Raw genomic sequence first — 15,973 nt, 5'->3', positions numbered from 1 at the left:
TTCAAAGCAGTCCAATTGATCGACGCATGCAATCGCGGCCCTTTGCCGCGAGCGGCTCCGTCATTCAAGAACGGCAACGGAGGGATTTGAAATGAACAGCAGAATCCTTATCCGCTACATCGGAGCATTGGCTTCATCCACCATTCTCTGGTGCGCGGCCTCGCCCATGCAAGCGCAGGACACCCAACGAAAACCCAACATCCTGTTCATCGTCTCGGACGATACCGGCTACGGCGACCTCGGCCCCTATGGCGGCGGTGAAGGTCGCGGGATGCCGACACCGAACATCGACAAGCTGGCCGACGAAGGCATGACCTTCTTCTCCTTTTATGCCCAACCGAGTTGCACGCCCGGCCGCGCCGCCATGCAGACAGGCCGGATACCGAACCGCAGCGGCATGACGACGGTCGCCTTTCAAGGCCAGGGCGGCGGATTGCCCGCGGCCGAATGGACGCTCGCCTCCGTTCTCAAGCGCGGTGGCTACCACACCTATTTCACCGGCAAATGGCACCTCGGGGAGGCGGACTATGCGTTGCCGATCGCCCAGGGCTACGACGAAATGAAGTATGTCGGCCTCTATCATCTCAACGCCTACACCTATGCCGACCCAACCTGGTTCCCTGATATGGATGCGGAAACCCGCGCTCTGTTCCAGAAAGTGACGACGGGCTCGTTATCCGGCAAGGCCGGAGGCGAGGTGAAGGAAGACTTCAAGATCAACGGCCAGTATGTCGATACGCCCGTGATCGACGGCAAGGAAGGCGTTGTCGGCATTCCGTTCTTCGACGGCTACGTCGAGAAAGCGGCACTGGGCTTTCTGGATGAAGCCGCGAAGGCGCCGGATAAACCCTTCTTCATCAACGTCAATTTCATGAAAGTGCACCAGCCGAACATGCCGGCCCCGGACTTCCAGGGCAAATCGATCTCGAAGAGCAAATACGCGGACTCCGTCGTCGAACTCGATACACGCATCGGCAGGATCATGGACAAGCTGCGTGAGACCGGCATGGACAGAAACACGCTGGTATTTTACACGACCGATAACGGCGCCTGGCAAGACGTCTATCCGGACGCGGGCTACACCCCATTCCGCGGCACGAAAGGCACCGTGCGCGAGGGCGGCAACCGTGTTCCCGCGATCGCAGTATGGCCTGGCAAGGTCAAACCTGACGTCAAGAACCACGACATCGTCGGCGGGCTCGATCTGATGGCGACCTTCGCCGCGGCCGGCGGCGTGCCGCTGCCCACCAAGGACCGCGAAGATAAACCAATCATCTTCGATAGCTACGACATGACCCCGGTCCTGATGGGGACGGGAAAATCGGCCCGCAAGAACTGGTTCTACTTCACCGAGAACGAACTGACGCCGGGCGCTGCCCGCGTCGGCAATTACAAGGCCGTGTTCAACCTGCGCGGCGACAATGGGCAGGCCACGGGCGGTCTGGCTGTTGATACCAACCTTGGCTGGAAGGGTGCTCAGTCCTACGTCGCCATCGTGCCGCAGGTGTTCGATCTGCTGCAGGATCCGCAAGAACGCTACGACGTCTTCATGAACAACTACACCGAACACACCTGGACACTGGTCTCCATCTCCGCGGCGATCAAGGATCTCATGAAAACCTACGTCGAGTACCCCCCGCGCAAGCTGCAGAGCATGGGTTACGACGGCCCGATCGAGCTCTCCAAATATCAGATGTTGGAGTCGGTTCGTGAACAACTCGGCAAGGAGGGCGTCAATATCACCGCTCCGACCGGAAACTAGGTCCTTGGCAGCCCCGGAGCGATCCGGGGCTGCCGTATATCTCCGAGTTCAAGATCGCTGCAGGTTAATCGATGGAGGCTTCGCGATGATTTCGGCACGCAATTTCCTGTATTTTCCCCGCGGCGTCGCGCTCGCCGCCGCGCTATGCCTTTTTACCGCGGCCTCGGCAGTCGCTCAAACGGACGCGCTCCCTTCGTGGAATGACACGGCACCGAAGCAAGCGATTGTCTCCTTCGTCGAGAAGGTGACAAAAGCGGGTTCAGCCGATTTCGTCCCGGAACCGGAGCGAATCGCCGTGTTCGACAATGACGGCACGCTGTGGGTCGAGCATCCGATGTACACGCAGCTTGCTTTCGCCCTGGACCGGGTGAAGGCGCTCGCTCCGCAGCATCCCGAATGGAAGGAAACCCAGCCGTTCAAGGCCGTTCTCGAAGGAGACATGAAGGCGCTCGCGGCATCCGGCGAAAAGGGTCTCGTCGAGCTCATCATGGCCACGCATGCGGGCATGACCACCAGCGATTTTCAGAAGGTCGTCACCGATTGGTTCGCTTCGGCCCGCGACCCTAAATTCAAGCGGCCCTACACCGAACTCGTCTACCAGCCGATGATCGAGCTTCTCGCCTATCTCCGCGACAACGGCTTCAAGACCTTCATCGTTTCGGGCGGCGGCATCGAGCTGATGCGGCCCTGGGCGGAAGAGGTATACGGCATCCCACCAGAGCAGGTTATCGGCTCGTCGATCAAGACCGAGTTCAGGATGCAGGACGACACGCCAACCCTTTTCCGGCTTCCCGAAGTCAATTTCATCGACGACAAGGCCGGCAAACCCGTCGGGATCAACCAGCATATCGGCCGCCGGCCGATTGCCGCCTTCGGCAATTCCGACGGAGATCTCCAAATGCTGCAATGGACGACGATGGCCGGTGGGCCTGCGAGGCTTGGCGTGCTGATCCATCATACCGATGCGGAGCGCGAATACGCCTACGACCGCGATACCGAATTCGGCCGCCTCGACAAGGCGCTGGATGCGGCCGCGATCGCCGGCTGGACCGTCGTCGACATGAAGGCCGACTGGAAGAAGGTGTTCAAGGACTAAGGAATGTGCCGAGCGCCGGAGCCTTGCATGATGGCGCCGTGACCTTCTGGAGCGTCGACAGGGAGCGATTGAGTGGCAGCGTCTGTCCGATCAGCAGCGGTGAGGGGAGTGGCTCTCCTGCTTTTCCTGTTGCTCGCCTTTGTCGGGAACAGCCTTGCTAGTGACTCCTTCTCGACGCCCGCCGCCGACCCGCGAATATCGATCCACGAGGGTTTCGTGGACGAAAGCACGTGCTCGTCCTGCCATGCCGATCAAGCCGCGGCTTTTTCGAAGTCCCATCATGCGAAAGCCATGGCACTGGCCGCCGACGACACGGTGCGCGGCGATTTCGACAATGCCAGGTTCGAACATGACGGCGTCGTCACGACCTTCACCCGCCGCGATGGCCGCTTTTTCGTGAACACCGAGGGTGCGGACGGCGGCCAGGCCGAGTTCGAAGTGAAATATACCTTCGCCTACGAACCCCTTCAGCAATACCTCGTCGACATCGGAGGCGGACAACTGCAGGCTCTCGACATCGCCTGGGATACGGCCAGGCGGCAGTGGTTCTGGCTTGGCGACGACGCCCCGTCCAAACCGGGCTCGACCAATCATTGGACAGGCCCTTTCTATCGCTGGAACCGGACCTGCATCGATTGTCATTCGACCGATCCCCAGGCGAAGTTTCAACCGTCGACGAACAAATACAAGTCGACCTACGTCGCCACCAGCATCGGCTGTCAATCCTGTCACGGCCCCGGAGCCAGGCACGTCGCTTCCGCGCGATCGGGCGATATTTCGTCCTCGATGCCGGATACAGGTCTGCCGAAAGTCGATGCAGGCATCTGTTTCGCCTGCCACGCCAGACGCACCCGGCTGCTGGGCGGCTATCAGCCGGGAAAGCCCTTTCTCGACTATTTCTCCCCCGCCCTGCTCCGACAGGATCTTTATTTCCCGGACGGGCAAATACGCGACGAGGTCTTCGAATATGGCTCGTTTCAGCAAAGCAAGATGGCCAGGGCGGGCGTGACCTGTCTCGACTGTCATCGGGTGCACGATGCCGGCCTCAAGGCCGAGGGCAATGCGCTGTGCACGCAATGCCACGCCGAGATAAAGCCAGAGCGCTTCGTCGACGACCAGGACCCGAGCGGCCTGTTCGACACTCCAGCACATACCCGCCATCAGGCCGGTTCGACCGGAGCGCAATGCGTCAACTGCCATATGCCGGAACGCACCTACATGAAGGTCGATCCGCGCCGCGACCACTCCTTCGTCATCCCCCGGCCAGACCTGTCGGCGAGCCTCGGAACGCCGAATGCGTGCACGACCTGCCATACCGGTAGAACCGATGACTGGGCGGCCGAGACGATGGACGGATGGTACGGAACGCAATGGCGCGAACGCCCGTCGAGCGCCCATGCCTTCGCCGGAGCCGCGAACGGCGACCAGGCCGCGATGGAGGCTCTGCGCGCTCTTGTCAGCGACCAAAACCAGGCGGGAATTGTCAGGGGCAGCGCCATCGCCGCGATGAGCGCGACTGGCGGCGTGGACTTCACCACCGACATCCGAACCGCAGCAGCCGATGGAGATCCGCTCGTCAGGCTCGGCGCAGCGGAAGCGGCGGGCAATATCCCGCCGGAGCAGAGGCTGGAGGCGATCGGCAACCTGCTGGGCGATGAAACGCGCGCGGTGCGCGTTGCCGCCGCCAATGCACTCGCCGGCACGCCTCCCCACCTCTTCGGCGATCAGCAAGGCAATTTCGAAGCCGCTGTCGCGGACCTTCGCGCCTATGTCGAAACGAATGCCGACGTCGCGGAAACACAAAGCAATTATGGCTTCTTCCTGTTCGCCCGACAGCGTACGGCCGAGGCCGAAGCCGCCTTCAAGCGGGCGACCTCTCTCGACCCGACACTGGAGGCAATGCGCATCAATCTCGCCGAGTTCTACCGCGCCACCGGACGAAACGACGAATCAGAGCAGACCTATGCCGAAGCGATCCGGATGGCGCCCGAACGCGCGGATCTGCGTTACGGACATGCGCTGTCCCTGGTGCGCAAGCAGGCATTGACTGATGCGATAATGGAACTCGATGAAGCGGTTCGGCTGGATCCGCAAAACTCCCGCTACAAGACGACCTTCGCCGTCGCTCTCGATTCCGCTGGCCGGACAGAAGAGGCCTTGGACAGGCTCGACGGTTGGGCGGCGGGCGGAGACGCCGACATCATAGGCCTCGCACTCCAATACAGTCTCAAACTTCGACGCTTGCCGGAGGCGCTGAGATACGCGGAAGCTCTGGCGCGACTGAGGCCTGAGGACCGGGAGATTTTAGGCCTCATCGAGCAGTTGAAGCAGGCGATCAACGGAAAATAGGTATTTAAGCTTGTTCAAATCTACTTCTCGCTGCACAGTGCCGACTCGGGACAGCAGTGCCGAGGCGATAAACGAGATCGGGGGATTCTCATGAAAGCCATATACTTGCGTGCCATTCTGTTGCTGGCTGGCATCTCCGCGGCGTCGGTTGGCAATGCCGCCGATGTCACGCCGCTGGCGCCGGAAGCAAAAACCGTCGAGAGCCAGAGCGGCTGGGAATTCACCTTCGCGCCATATTTCTGGGCTGCCGGCATTTCCGGCGATATTGGGCAGTTCGGGCTTCCGGAAGTTCATGTCGACGCGGATTTCGGCGATATTCTCGACAATCTCGACTTCGCGTTCATGGCAGCAGGCGAAGCAAGATACGATCGCTTCAGCATCGTCGGTGACGTGATCTATACCAAACTGGGTGCCGATGCCGACACGCCGGCCGGCATCCTTGCCGACAGCGTCGATGTGACGTCGAAGACCTTCGCGGGATTTCTTGGCGTCGGTTACGCCATACTCGAAGACCAAAATGGCCACCTCGACATCGTCGGCGGCATGAAGGTCTGGTCGGCCAAAACCGAGATCTCATTCAATGGCGGCATTCTGGCCGGAGTGGATGTCGAGGACAGCGCCACATGGGTCGATGCCGTCGCCGGCGTCAGAGGAAACTACTTCTTCACGCCGGAGATCTATCTCACGGGATGGGGTCTGGTGGGCGCCGGCGGCGCCGATCTCGACTGGGACGTGGCGTTGGGCCTCGGCTACAAGTTCAACGACAGCATCTCGGCGATCGCCGGATATCGCGCACTGGGCGTCAATTACGAGAATGACGGCTTCGTCTTTGACGTCGTCCAACAGGGGCCGATTTTCGGGGTCGCCATCCGCTTTTAGGCGGACAAGCCGCTCGCAGGGGTGCGAGCGCGACGTCCTACGGCAGTGCGCAACGACGGAAAGAGACGCTATGAAAGAACGGCGGCTCTCTCTTCAGACTGTATCCAGGCAACATGAACGCGGATCAGCCAAAGCGTCATGCCGGTCCCACTGAACGCGCCACGCCTGCGATATGGTAGTGCCCGAGGTGCGGATTTGGTCTTCCAGTTCCTGAAGGGCGTCCTCACCCGACCTTCGATCAGGAACCATTCCGCTCGCTTCTGGTCCGGATCATGAAGAAAACTTCGGCGAGCAGTGCCGTTGCCTCGAGAAGGATCGGGAAGCGTTCGTTGAGCCGCGGAGCTCCGTTCATGATCGCCTTGCCCTGGTCCAGCAGTCGCCGCCTATTGCTCGTCGGCCGATTTCAGGACCAGGACCCCAACAAGGATTTGACCGTCGGTGAAGTACGGGTCGCCGCCACCGTTGCGACCATCTTTTGTCGGACCGATGCCTGCTCGCTGGTAGGTCATGGAGATCTGCCCGGAAGCCATGAGATCACTGATCACCAGTTCGCGCTCGGCGTCGAGATCGGGGCCGATATGGTGGGTGATCTGCCCGGTGTCGTGGCTGACGCCGACGCCGCGGTCGAAGCTGGCGGAGCCCAGCCACAGCGGCTGGCCGTCGGCGCCGACCGTCGCCGTGCGCCAGAGACGTATGTGGTGGCGCTCGTCCGCGCTGCGCCCGACGGGCTTTTCGAACGCCAGATCCTGCTTCCGGCCATCGAAGAACAGCGGGCTGACGGGCGCATCGAGGTCCGGCCGATCAAGCGCCACGCTCAGGCCGATTTCAACTGAGGAAAGCAATGTTATCCTGTCAGCGGGATCCCAGCCGGCGGCGGCGAAGGCCTTGATCACCTGCTGCTTCGGGCCGACGACGCCGACGTTGATCGGGTCGCCCGGAATGTCGTCGCCGGTCGTGGTGACCATCCGGCTGAGATCGGCAACAGTGCTCCGGTCGCGGAATATCCAAAGTTCCGGCATCACCAGGTAGCAGACGAGCAGATACGCCAGGATGATGGCGAAAAGAACGCCCGCCGCCGACTTCCATCCGCCTCGGATGTTTCTCCCCTGCTCCATTGCAATGTGCCACTCCCGACTTCAGTAGCAGGGCGGATACGGATAGTAGCCGCAAGGGGGGTGATAGTAGTATGGCGCGGAGGCCGCCGCGGCACCGATTGCCGCGCCCGTCGCGACCGCGGCGCCGTAGCGGGCCGCCGGGTGCGCGTACCAGCCGCCATGGAATCCGACCGCACCCACGCCAACCACGCCGACACGCCCCATTCCGGCGCGGGCCACGAACATGTCGATGAAAAGCGAGGCCGGGCCATTGGCCTTTGTGAGCTCGCCCTCGAGAACCTGGACGTCAAAGGTCAGCGTGCTGCCGTCCAGCTTTGGCTTGGTCAGGACCACGACCGCGTCTTCGACAGCGGTGCCATCGCTGCTCATGACAGAGATCGTCGCGTTCGGCGGGTCGACTGCGAAGCTGTCCTTGCCCTCGTCCCATTCCTTGATGAACTCGGTCGTGAGCACATGTCCGGCCGATCGTACGGGACGGTCGGCGAACACGATGGAGTTCGGGGTGACGCCCGTCATGGTCAGCTTGCCGTCGACCAGCGTCGCCCCGCCGGAATTGAGGACGGCGAGCGACGGCACCATCTTCGTGGCCGTGGTCGCTCCAATGGTCTTGGCGGCGGGTGCCGTGATCGCGTCTTCGGCCTGCGCCGCTCCTGCGAACGACACGAGGCAGGCTACGGCGAGAGTGCCAATCCGTATATGGCGTTTCATGGAGAATTCTCCTTTTTGCTACTTCACGAGACCAAGGTTCACGAGCTGGACGCGCCGATTGTCGGCGGCCTGAGGGTTCGACGGATCCACGAGCCACTCCTCGCCGACGCCGATTGCGAACAGACGGTCCGGGGCGATGGCGAAGGTCGTCGACAACGCCTCCGTGATCGCGTTCGCCCGCTTCTGACTGAGGTCCAGATTGTGCTTGGCGTCACCCGTCGAGCTCGTGTGTCCGACGACAAGGAACTTGTAGCGCCGCAGGTTCGGATGATGCAGGGCGTCGGCGATCATGCCGACGGTGCGGTAGGATTTCGGTTCGATGCCGATGGAGTCGTTCTCGAAGTCTATCTCGACGATGAGCTGCGACAGCTTCGAAAGTTTCTGCCAGTCGGGAAGCGCGGCGACGCCCTTGCCCGCACTCGCCGCCGCTTCTTGCATGAGCAACGCGAGGTCGATGGCCGGAGCCCCTCCCTGCAGTCTGTCGAGCGTGCGCACCACCTGCGGGCCGCTCAGTTCCTGGGCGAGTGAGTGGCCGGGTGCGAGCAGCAGCCCGGCGGCAAATATCGTCGCAAGTCGAAAGCTCTTCATGATCCTGTGTCCCTTCAACATCGTTCACCGCCAGCCGGCGTCGATGATCGCCTGGCCGCACTGGCCTTCGTTCACGCGCGTCGCCTTGTTCAGGCAGGAAAGAATGTTGCCCTCGCCCACCACGCCGCTGCAGAACTGCGCGACGTAGTGCTTGCACATCGCGGTGAACGACGACTGGGCGGCAAGGCGCTGCTCGATCGAGGTGGTGACGCTCGCCAGTGTCGACGTGCAGGTCGGCGAGACTTTTGCGGCATGGGCCTCGAGACAGTTCTGGATGCGACCGCTTCCGAGGTTCAGGCCCTTGCAGAACTTCTTGATGTCGGATCCGCAGTCGTTGGCGAGCGTGCTCACCGCATCGGCGAAGCTGATGGTGTCGGCACGGGCCGCCCCGCTGAGCGCCAGGAACGCGACCAGCGCCCCTCCTAACAGTCTGGTTCTCGTCGACATGCTACCCCCATCGTGAACGATTGATCGTCGGAGAAACTCTCCGCACGTATCTGGTGCGCTCTCGGGGGTCCGAAGGGAAGTATGTTACGGTTACACGGACCGTAGGAGACAGCGTTCAACGTGTCGCCGCAGCGATGGAGGTGGAAGCTACTCGCCGCGGTCTGGCGGCCCATCCTCCACGGCCTTCCCGAAGCGATCCAGTTCGAGCGAGTAGCAGAATAATCCGAACAGCGTCGCCGCGACATACACGCTCTTCACGAACGCCTGGGCGAATGGGGGAAAGGCGTCGAGTTCCGGCAGATGCCTGAAGAAGATGGCCGAGAAGAGCGCACCGCCGAAGAAGAAGCTCACCCGGCTGGCGAAGAAGAGCAGATGCGCTACGAAGACACTGTGAAAAGACGCCGTGACCGGCACCCATTTCAACCGTGTCCAGTAACAGCAATGGAGCAGCGCCGCGCTGGCCACAATCCCGATCTGGTCCGAGAGATCCAGCATCTGACGTTCACCGAGGTGGGTGACCAAGCCATGAAAGATGGGGAACACGATCCAGAACAGGATCAAAGCCGCGGCGGTCTGAGCTGCGAGGAGACCCGCGTATATCCATGGTGCCGACGGCCCTGATCTTGACGTCAAGCTCTGCCTCCCCGCAGTCCTGCTGATCGTTGCTATGGCGCATGAGCCAGAAGGCTCAAGGCGCCTGGCTGATGCCGGCGGTGCACTCATGTTTCCGGCCAATGCCGATCCGACATACCAGTCGGATCGGCATTGGAGTTCATCGCATATTCTAGCGTCACTCGACCGGTTCGAACTCGCCTGGCTTCCAGGTCTTGTCGAACCACGGCTCCAGGGGCCCGTAGAGGCGAAGAAGGACGTTCCAACCCTTGCCCGGCACTGTCTGGACCCAGTTGGCCTCATGACCTTTCGGCGCCGTCGGACCGAACCAGACGTCGACCGACGAGTCCGCGTTGATCACGATGTCTTTCTTGTCGCTTCCGATGCTGGGGAATTGCCGGTCCGTCTGCAACATCGAACGCGTCTGGTTGTCATACGCCACGAACGACCAGAATTCCTTTGCAGGAATGTTTGGCGGCAGGTGAATCTTATAAGTCTTGCCGCCGTCGAACGGCTTGCCGTCCTTGTCGGTCGTGGCGCCGGCATATTGCGAACCGATGCCGACGCGCTTTATCGCCATCGCCGGCGTGATGCCCGTCGCGTAGTAGTGAAACAGGACGCGCGCATCCAGATAGCGAACGCCGGGCTGCAGCAGGAACTCGTAACTGCCGCCGACAAAGCCGGTGAACCAGGCACTGTTCGGATAATAATAGGCGTCCTTCATGCGCGTCTTGAAGGTGATGGTGCGCGCCGTCGCATTACCGACGGCCACGGCTTCGGTGAGGATCTTCTTCATCCGCGCATCCGGCGCGAAGGGCTTGCCCTTTACGATGCCGATGGAGGCGAGCTGTCCCAGCACTTCCGGATGATAGGCTTCGTCCGGCTCGTACTGGACGATGGCGTTCACTTCCTCGTAGAAATGGAAATTATTGGCATGGATGGTGTTGAACTCCTTGCCGGAGACGTTGACGATCTTCATCGGCGGCGGATTGCCGGCTTCCGAAAGCGGATAGACCTTGGCGAATTTCCTGGTGTTTTCCACGGCCGTCGTCGTGCTGCCGTTTTCGAGGAAGCCGCGCCAGAAGAACAGGTTCCCGTAGGTCGACGACCGCAACACGTGATAGCCTTCGGGGACCTCGCCCTGGTAACCCGGCGGCAAGAGCAGGTATTTTCCACCCTTGCCCTTGTCCGGGCCGGCATTGCCGACGTCGCCGACATATTCGAACCAATGGTTGTCGATCATGCCCAGGATGTTGGGTGGCGTCTCGATGACCAGCGGACCAGCCTTGGTATCCAGCCACATGAGATTGTAGATGCTTTCGGTGTTGCCTGTGAGGAACAGCGAATGCGAGTCCATGAGGTTTTCGAATATCAGAATCGTCTGGTTGTTGTCGGCGCCCTGGCTGGCCAGTCCAACCCGCATGGCTTCGACGGATGCACCGGGCATGGCGTTGAGAAAAGCGTCGACGCCGCGCATGAAATCGAGATTGTCATAGATCTTTTCCGAAGTGGCGTCGTCCGGAAAGCCGTCGAAAAAGTTCAGCTTGCCAATCCTGGTGTCCACGCTCTCCGGCGTGACGATCGAATCCGGTATCGGCGTCGCCATCTTCGTCTTCGGTGCTTCGGCGGAAGCGGCCCCCCAGCCCATTAGCAGCACCGCGGCAGTAGCGTAAAACTGTCTCGTCGCGCGTTTCATTGCTCTCTCCTTGTCGACCGCCCCGTCGGCCGTTCTTCATGAGGTCGCCAATCTGTGTTCACTCGGGGGCGCGCGGGGAAGTATGTTACGGTTACACGACGGTAGCCTACTGTGAGCCGCGGGAGGGTTCCGGCTAGAACTTCACCGCCAGTCGCGTGAAGACGCCGTGCTGGGTGGCGTCATACCGGAAGCCATCTTCCTCGTAGTCGGTGTAGAGCGCCTTGTAGCCGAAAGACGAAGCGAGCGTGTCCGTCCAGTTGTAGCCGACCGTCGCCGTTCCCTGCAGCGTGATGTCGGAAGCGACACCGAAGCCGCCGACGTCGGCCATGACGTCCACGAACCATTTGCTGTTGACATCATAATGCATGGTGAGCCCGACGATCGGATCGGCCCAGCTTTGCGAACCGCTGCGGTCGATCGCCGGAAAAAACACGGGATCGATCCCGAGTTCCACCTTGTTGTACTGGTAGCGAAGTCCGCCCGTCGCGTAGAGCTGCATGTTCGCCACGTTGACCGGCAGCTCGTAGCCGACAAGCGCCGTCGCCACGATCTGCGTCTGCTCGAAGTCAACGGTTCCGCCGAAGGGACCGACGTCGGCGTCGGTCGAAATCTTCGCCCACATGACATCCGTATACAGAAGCCAGCTATCGCCTGCTGCTTGAAAGGATCCTGCGAACACGCCATCCAGATCCTCGAGCACGTCCATAGGCGAGACGTCGACTGCCGCCGCCGGGAGGCCGCGCACGCCGATGTCGCCGTTCAAACCTGCCAGCCAGCCGTCGAACGTGACCTGGAACTTCCATCCGCTGTCGACGACGGCCGGTCGAGGTTCCGAGATGTCTGCGGCGGCCGCAGGTGCCGCCGCCATGGCCAGAGCCAACCCGCAATAGACGCTTTTCATTTCAATCATGCAGCAGTCCCCGATCTACCATGGATCCGGCGATTGCCGGAAATGATTCCCGGCGCAAGGATAGCCAATCACGCCGGAAGCACCCGTATGTTACGTATTCCGTTTGTCCCTGCTGACTATTGGCGTGACCATTTCTGCGACTCGCAGACGACCTTCATCACACAGCCTTTGAGAGTGACTGTGTCGCCGGAGACGCTGATGGTGCCGTTGTAGGTTTTCTTCGCGTCGGGATCGGTGATCTTGCCAGAATAGCTGCCGCCGCTACCTTCGAACGCGCCGATCTTCTCGCCGGTATGCTTACCGCTCTTCAGCGTGATGCAGAAACCGCCGCCGCACGGCTCGATCGCGGCGGTGTCGCCGAGCGTCGTCTTCCAGTTTCCGACGATCGGCTCGGCTGCGCTCGCCAGTCCGGTCGACATCAGCAGCGCTGTGACGGAAATCAGGATGGGTTTCACGGTAAGGTCCTCGCATGGCTGGCCCGCCACCGGGCCGATGACCGAATGGACCACACATGCTCTGCCGACCGCAAGAAACTCGCCGTGTGTTACTGTAACCTACATGGTGCCGGCCGGGTTCTGTGTCATCTTCATGACGACTACGCGGATGAGCGGGAGCCTTCGCGTCGCCTGGCCGGGAGCCGATGCAATGGAATACGACACGGAGTTCGCCAAGCGCAGGTTTCCCGAGCAGGCGCTGGAGATCGAAGCGCTTGCCTCCCGCAATGAAAGCTTTCGGGAACTTTGCCACGACTTTTCCATCGCGGACCAGCTCGTGCAGGACTGGGAGTCGTCGACGGCTCCGGGGCGAGATGAACGTTACGCCGAGGCGCTCGAACTCAGGGATTGGCTCGGCAAGGAAATTCACACCATGCTGGATCTTGCCAAGGTCGTGCCATTCCCGGTCGCCAGATGAACGCGCGATCTCCGCATCATCGGTACTTCGGCGGCTACGGAAAAGGAACAACATGCCTCGACTGATGGCGATCACCTTGATCTTCCCGGTCGCCCTGATCGTGGCGGCTTTGACAGCCTGGGCTTCCCTCGCCCTATGGTATCGCCTGGCCCTGCCTGATGGCGGGCGGGCGATCGGCGCTGGCCTCTTCCTCGTTTTCGGTCTCTTCACTGTAGCGGCGCTTGCCAGCCGGCTGCGCATCAAAGCACTCCTTTCGTTCGCTGTCGTCTTTGCGCTGGTTCTCTTCTGGTGGAACTCGATCAAGCCGGAAGCGAACGCCGCATGGGCGCCGGATGTCGCCCGCCAGGTCACGGGTCGTGTCGACGGAAATTCGCTGACCTTGACTGATGTCCGGGACTTCGAGTGGCGAAGCAATTCCGACTTTACCGAGCGCTGGACGACGCGAACCTACGATGTGAGCAAGGTGAGGACGGTCGACCTGTTCATGTCATACTGGGCGGGGCCGAAGGTCGCGCATGTCATCTTCAGCTTCGGCTTCGAAGGAGGCGAACAGCTCGCCTGGTCGATCGAGGTACGCCACAAGGTCGGCGGCGGATTTTCTCCCCTTGCCGATCTCTTCAAGAACGACCCGCTGGTGGTGGTTGCCGCGGACGAACGCGACGTCGTCGGCGTCCGCTCCAACGTGCGTGGCGAGGACGTCCAGATCTACCGGCTGAGAGCCAGTCCCGAGCAGGCGCGGAACCTGCTGCTCGAGTATGTCGCCGAGGCCAATGCGCTCGCCCGGACGCCGCGGTTCTACAACTCGATCACGACGAACTGCACGACGACCGTGGCTAAGCTGATGCGGGTCGCTGGAGACAAGGTGCCGTTCGACTGGCGGCTGATCGTCAATGGTTATCTTCCTGACTACGCCTATGACCGGGGAGCCGTCGACACGTCGATGCCGCTCGACCGGCTGCGGGAGATTGCCAAGATCGACGTGCGGGCGCGGGCGGATGGATTGTCGCCCGATTTCTCGAAGGCGATCCGTCTCGGCGTGCCCTTCCCCGTCGTCGCTGCGCCGTAACGTACAGTAACATACGAAGGGAATCGCGATGATTGAGGCATGGTCCGCCCTGTCAGGAATTCGCTGGGCGAAGTTTCGCCGATGCCCTTAACCAGGACCGCACTCATGAACCTCATCAAGCACTTTCAGAACGTCACCGCGGCTGCGGCTGTCCTGATGATGGTGGCCGCACCGATGCTCGCTCCGACCCCGGCCGAAGCGCGCCGAGCGGTGGTCGGCTGCGGAGCGAGAGGATGTGCAGCCGTCGGTAATCGCGGCGCGGTCGCTGTCACTCGCCCGCCCGTCAGGCGCGGCGTCGTCATCGTGAATCCTCGCCGCTATTGGCCCGCCGGGGGTGCGATCGCGGCTGGAGCCGCCATCGGCTTCATCGCGGGCGCTGCGGCGGCCTCGGTCGCCGGGACGCCGCCGAAGTCCGGCATGTGCTGGTACTATACCGATAGCACCAAGAAGACGGGTTTCTGGGACGTCTGCCCACGATAGCGCTCGACGATCGCCGTGAGCATCGAGCTCGGCGAACCGATTTCAACAGGGGACTTGAGCTTGTTTGGTTCGTTGACTGCTGGTCGTATCCGGCGACTTCTTGCATGCCTCGCGCTAGTCGTGCTCGCTGGCTGCGGCGGACATCCGAAGGGCGTGCTGTCCCCCGTTGCGGACACCGTGCCGGATACCAGTCGCGTCGACATGCTCGTCGCGACCACGCGCGCCCGATCGACTGTCCCGGGCGAGATGTTTACGGGCGAGCGCGCCCGGACGCCGTCCTTTGCGCAGATGAGGGTTTCACTGCCTAAGGTCCGCAAGGAGGGCGACGTCGCCTGGCCCAAGAGGCTGCCTTCAAATCCGGAGACCGACTTCGCCACGCTGAAGGCCGACGAGCTCAGTCTCGAGGGGGCGAAAGACTGGCTGAACGCCTCGGTCAAAAGGAACCGCGACCAAAGCGTGCTGGTCTTCATCCATGGCTTCAACAACCGCTTCGAGGACAGCGTCTACCGCTTCGCTCAGATCGTCCACGATTCCAATGTCCACAGCACGCCGGTCCTTGTGACCTGGCCATCGCGCGGCAGCCTGCTCGCCTACGGTTATGACCGCGAGAGCACCAACTACACGCGTAACGCGCTCGAGACGCTGTTCCAGTATCTCGCCAAAGACGGGAACGTGAAGGAAGTCAACGTGCTGGCCCACTCGATGGGCAACTGGCTGGCGCTGGAAGCGCTCCGGCAGATGGCGATCCGCAACGGCGGTCTTCCGGCGAAGTTCAAGAACGTCATGCTGGCCGCTCCGGACGTCGACGTGGACGTCTTCCGGTCTCAGATCGAGGACATGGGCGACCCTCATCCGCAGTTCACGCTCTTCGTCTCGCAAGACGACAAGGCGCTTGCCTTCTCGCGGCGGGTCTGGGGCAACATCCCGCGGCTCGGTTCGATCAATCCGGAAACCGCGCCGTACAAGACCGAACTCGCCGACTACAAGATCTCGGTGATCGATCTGACCAAGATCAAGGTCAGCGACGACCTCAATCACAGCAAGTTCGCGGAATCGCCGCAAGTCGTCCAGCTCATCGGCGCGCGGCTGTCCGAAGGGCAGACGCTGACCGACAGCCGGGTCGGCCTCGGCGACACGATCCTTGCAGGGACGACGCATGTGGCGGCGGCGGCCGGAAGCGCGGCGGGCCTCGTACTGACCGCCCCCGTCGCCGTGCTCGACGCCGATACTCGCAGCAACTACGCCAATCATGTCGGCGGTCTGACCGGACAAGATGGCGGAACGCAGAAGATCGCGGTCAAGAACTGCACGGTGACGCCGGCCGACCCGGCGTGCCGGAAACGGCGATAGCAG

At 61.7% G+C, this 15,973-nt stretch carries 16 protein-coding genes; 8 read left to right on the top strand and 8 right to left on the bottom strand.

What is annotated here, in order from left to right:
* Positions 1 to 91: 91 nt before the first annotated feature.
* The 4 genes from GR198_RS03380 to GR198_RS03365 all read left to right on the top strand — a co-directional run bounded on the left by GR198_RS03380 (position 92) and on the right by GR198_RS03365 (position 6,086).
* Positions 92 to 1,762, top strand: a complete 1,671-nt coding sequence (locus GR198_RS03380) for an arylsulfatase (RefSeq protein WP_164067438.1) — start codon at positions 92 to 94, stop codon at positions 1,760 to 1,762.
* Between the two features lie 85 nt (positions 1,763 to 1,847).
* Complete coding sequence (locus GR198_RS03375) at positions 1,848 to 2,858, top strand: HAD family hydrolase (protein ID WP_164067437.1); 1,011 nt, start codon at positions 1,848 to 1,850, stop codon at positions 2,856 to 2,858.
* Between the two features lie 72 nt (positions 2,859 to 2,930).
* Positions 2,931 to 5,207: a tetratricopeptide repeat protein gene (locus GR198_RS03370; RefSeq protein ID WP_164067435.1), complete on the top strand. Its 2,277-nt coding sequence runs from the start codon at positions 2,931 to 2,933 to the stop codon at positions 5,205 to 5,207.
* 90 nt (positions 5,208 to 5,297) lie between these two features.
* A complete protein-coding gene (locus tag GR198_RS03365; protein ID WP_164024671.1) occupies positions 5,298 to 6,086 on the top strand; it encodes a hypothetical protein in 789 nt (262 codons plus the stop codon).
* Between the two features lie 383 nt (positions 6,087 to 6,469).
* Here the strand turns inward: GR198_RS03365 and GR198_RS03360 are convergent, their stop codons facing one another.
* The 8 genes from GR198_RS03360 to GR198_RS03325 form a co-directional block, all read right to left on the bottom strand.
* Positions 6,470 to 7,201 (bottom strand): LssY C-terminal domain-containing protein, encoded by a 732-nt coding sequence (locus tag GR198_RS03360; RefSeq protein ID WP_164067433.1) that lies wholly within the window; start codon positions 7,199 to 7,201, stop codon positions 6,470 to 6,472.
* A gap of 21 nt (positions 7,202 to 7,222) precedes the next feature.
* Positions 7,223 to 7,909: a hypothetical protein gene (locus tag GR198_RS03355; RefSeq protein WP_164054528.1), complete on the bottom strand. Its 687-nt coding sequence runs from the start codon at positions 7,907 to 7,909 to the stop codon at positions 7,223 to 7,225.
* An 18-nt stretch (positions 7,910 to 7,927) separates the two neighbouring features.
* Complete coding sequence (locus GR198_RS03350; protein ID WP_164067431.1) at positions 7,928 to 8,497, bottom strand: OmpA family protein; 570 nt, start codon at positions 8,495 to 8,497, stop codon at positions 7,928 to 7,930.
* 24 nt (positions 8,498 to 8,521) lie between these two features.
* Positions 8,522 to 8,944, bottom strand: coding sequence for a cysteine rich repeat-containing protein (locus tag GR198_RS03345; protein ID WP_164067429.1), 423 nt, complete (start codon positions 8,942 to 8,944; stop codon positions 8,522 to 8,524).
* 147 nt (positions 8,945 to 9,091) lie between these two features.
* The gene (locus GR198_RS03340; protein WP_164067426.1) at positions 9,092 to 9,577 is read right to left on the bottom strand and encodes a hypothetical protein; all 486 of its coding nucleotides are present in this window, start codon (positions 9,575 to 9,577) and stop codon (positions 9,092 to 9,094) included.
* A 157-nt stretch (positions 9,578 to 9,734) separates the two neighbouring features.
* A complete protein-coding gene (locus GR198_RS03335; RefSeq protein WP_164067425.1) occupies positions 9,735 to 11,252 on the bottom strand; it encodes a DUF1254 domain-containing protein in 1,518 nt (505 codons plus the stop codon).
* Between the two features lie 133 nt (positions 11,253 to 11,385).
* The gene (locus GR198_RS03330) at positions 11,386 to 12,162 is read right to left on the bottom strand and encodes a hypothetical protein (protein ID WP_164067423.1); all 777 of its coding nucleotides are present in this window, start codon (positions 12,160 to 12,162) and stop codon (positions 11,386 to 11,388) included.
* Positions 12,163 to 12,278: 116 nt separating this feature from the next.
* The gene (locus GR198_RS03325) at positions 12,279 to 12,581 is read right to left on the bottom strand and encodes a DUF2147 domain-containing protein (RefSeq protein ID WP_051077434.1); all 303 of its coding nucleotides are present in this window, start codon (positions 12,579 to 12,581) and stop codon (positions 12,279 to 12,281) included.
* Between the two features lie 226 nt (positions 12,582 to 12,807).
* Between GR198_RS03325 and GR198_RS03320 the strand changes: the two genes are divergently transcribed.
* The 4 genes from GR198_RS03320 to GR198_RS03305 all read left to right on the top strand — a co-directional run bounded on the left by GR198_RS03320 (position 12,808) and on the right by GR198_RS03305 (position 15,970).
* Positions 12,808 to 13,074 (top strand): hypothetical protein, encoded by a 267-nt coding sequence (locus tag GR198_RS03320; protein ID WP_164067421.1) that lies wholly within the window; start codon positions 12,808 to 12,810, stop codon positions 13,072 to 13,074.
* A gap of 52 nt (positions 13,075 to 13,126) precedes the next feature.
* Positions 13,127 to 14,140, top strand: coding sequence for an Lnb N-terminal periplasmic domain-containing protein (locus GR198_RS03315; RefSeq protein WP_164067419.1), 1,014 nt, complete (start codon positions 13,127 to 13,129; stop codon positions 14,138 to 14,140).
* A gap of 105 nt (positions 14,141 to 14,245) precedes the next feature.
* Positions 14,246 to 14,620, top strand: coding sequence for a hypothetical protein (locus GR198_RS03310; RefSeq protein ID WP_164067417.1), 375 nt, complete (start codon positions 14,246 to 14,248; stop codon positions 14,618 to 14,620).
* 72 nt (positions 14,621 to 14,692) lie between these two features.
* Complete coding sequence (locus tag GR198_RS03305; RefSeq protein ID WP_164067629.1) at positions 14,693 to 15,970, top strand: alpha/beta hydrolase; 1,278 nt, start codon at positions 14,693 to 14,695, stop codon at positions 15,968 to 15,970.
* Positions 15,971 to 15,973: the final 3 nt, after the last annotated feature.

Source organism: Rhizobium leguminosarum (assembly GCF_010668065.1).
In the GTDB taxonomy this organism is placed as follows: Bacteria; Pseudomonadota; Alphaproteobacteria; order Rhizobiales; family Rhizobiaceae; genus Rhizobium; species Rhizobium leguminosarum_S.
Note: the sequence above shows the minus strand (reverse complement) of the source record. Positions and strands in the feature narration are given on the sequence as shown.

What these genes read in the sequence shown, in the direction of transcription:
- GR198_RS03380 (WP_164067438.1), top strand. Translation starts at nt 92, where the DNA reads ATGAACAGCAGAATCCTTATCCGCTACATCGGAGCATTGGCTTCATCC.
- GR198_RS03375 (WP_164067437.1), top strand. Translation starts at nt 1,848, where the DNA reads ATGATTTCGGCACGCAATTTCCTGTATTTTCCCCGCGGCGTCGCGCTC.
- GR198_RS03365 (WP_164024671.1), top strand. Translation starts at nt 5,298, where the DNA reads ATGAAAGCCATATACTTGCGTGCCATTCTGTTGCTGGCTGGCATCTCC.
- GR198_RS03360 (WP_164067433.1), bottom strand. Translation starts at nt 7,201, where the DNA reads ATGGAGCAGGGGAGAAACATCCGAGGCGGATGGAAGTCGGCGGCGGGC.
- GR198_RS03355 (WP_164054528.1), bottom strand. Translation starts at nt 7,909, where the DNA reads ATGAAACGCCATATACGGATTGGCACTCTCGCCGTAGCCTGCCTCGTG.
- GR198_RS03350 (WP_164067431.1), bottom strand. Translation starts at nt 8,497, where the DNA reads ATGAAGAGCTTTCGACTTGCGACGATATTTGCCGCCGGGCTGCTGCTC.
- GR198_RS03345 (WP_164067429.1), bottom strand. Translation starts at nt 8,944, where the DNA reads ATGTCGACGAGAACCAGACTGTTAGGAGGGGCGCTGGTCGCGTTCCTG.
- GR198_RS03335 (WP_164067425.1), bottom strand. Translation starts at nt 11,252, where the DNA reads ATGAAACGCGCGACGAGACAGTTTTACGCTACTGCCGCGGTGCTGCTA.
- GR198_RS03330 (WP_164067423.1), bottom strand. Translation starts at nt 12,162, where the DNA reads ATGATTGAAATGAAAAGCGTCTATTGCGGGTTGGCTCTGGCCATGGCG.
- GR198_RS03325 (WP_051077434.1), bottom strand. Translation starts at nt 12,581, where the DNA reads ATGTCGACCGGACTGGCGAGCGCAGCCGAGCCGATCGTCGGAAACTGG.
- GR198_RS03320 (WP_164067421.1), top strand. Translation starts at nt 12,808, where the DNA reads ATGGAATACGACACGGAGTTCGCCAAGCGCAGGTTTCCCGAGCAGGCG.
- GR198_RS03315 (WP_164067419.1), top strand. Translation starts at nt 13,127, where the DNA reads ATGCCTCGACTGATGGCGATCACCTTGATCTTCCCGGTCGCCCTGATC.
- GR198_RS03310 (WP_164067417.1), top strand. Translation starts at nt 14,246, where the DNA reads ATGAACCTCATCAAGCACTTTCAGAACGTCACCGCGGCTGCGGCTGTC.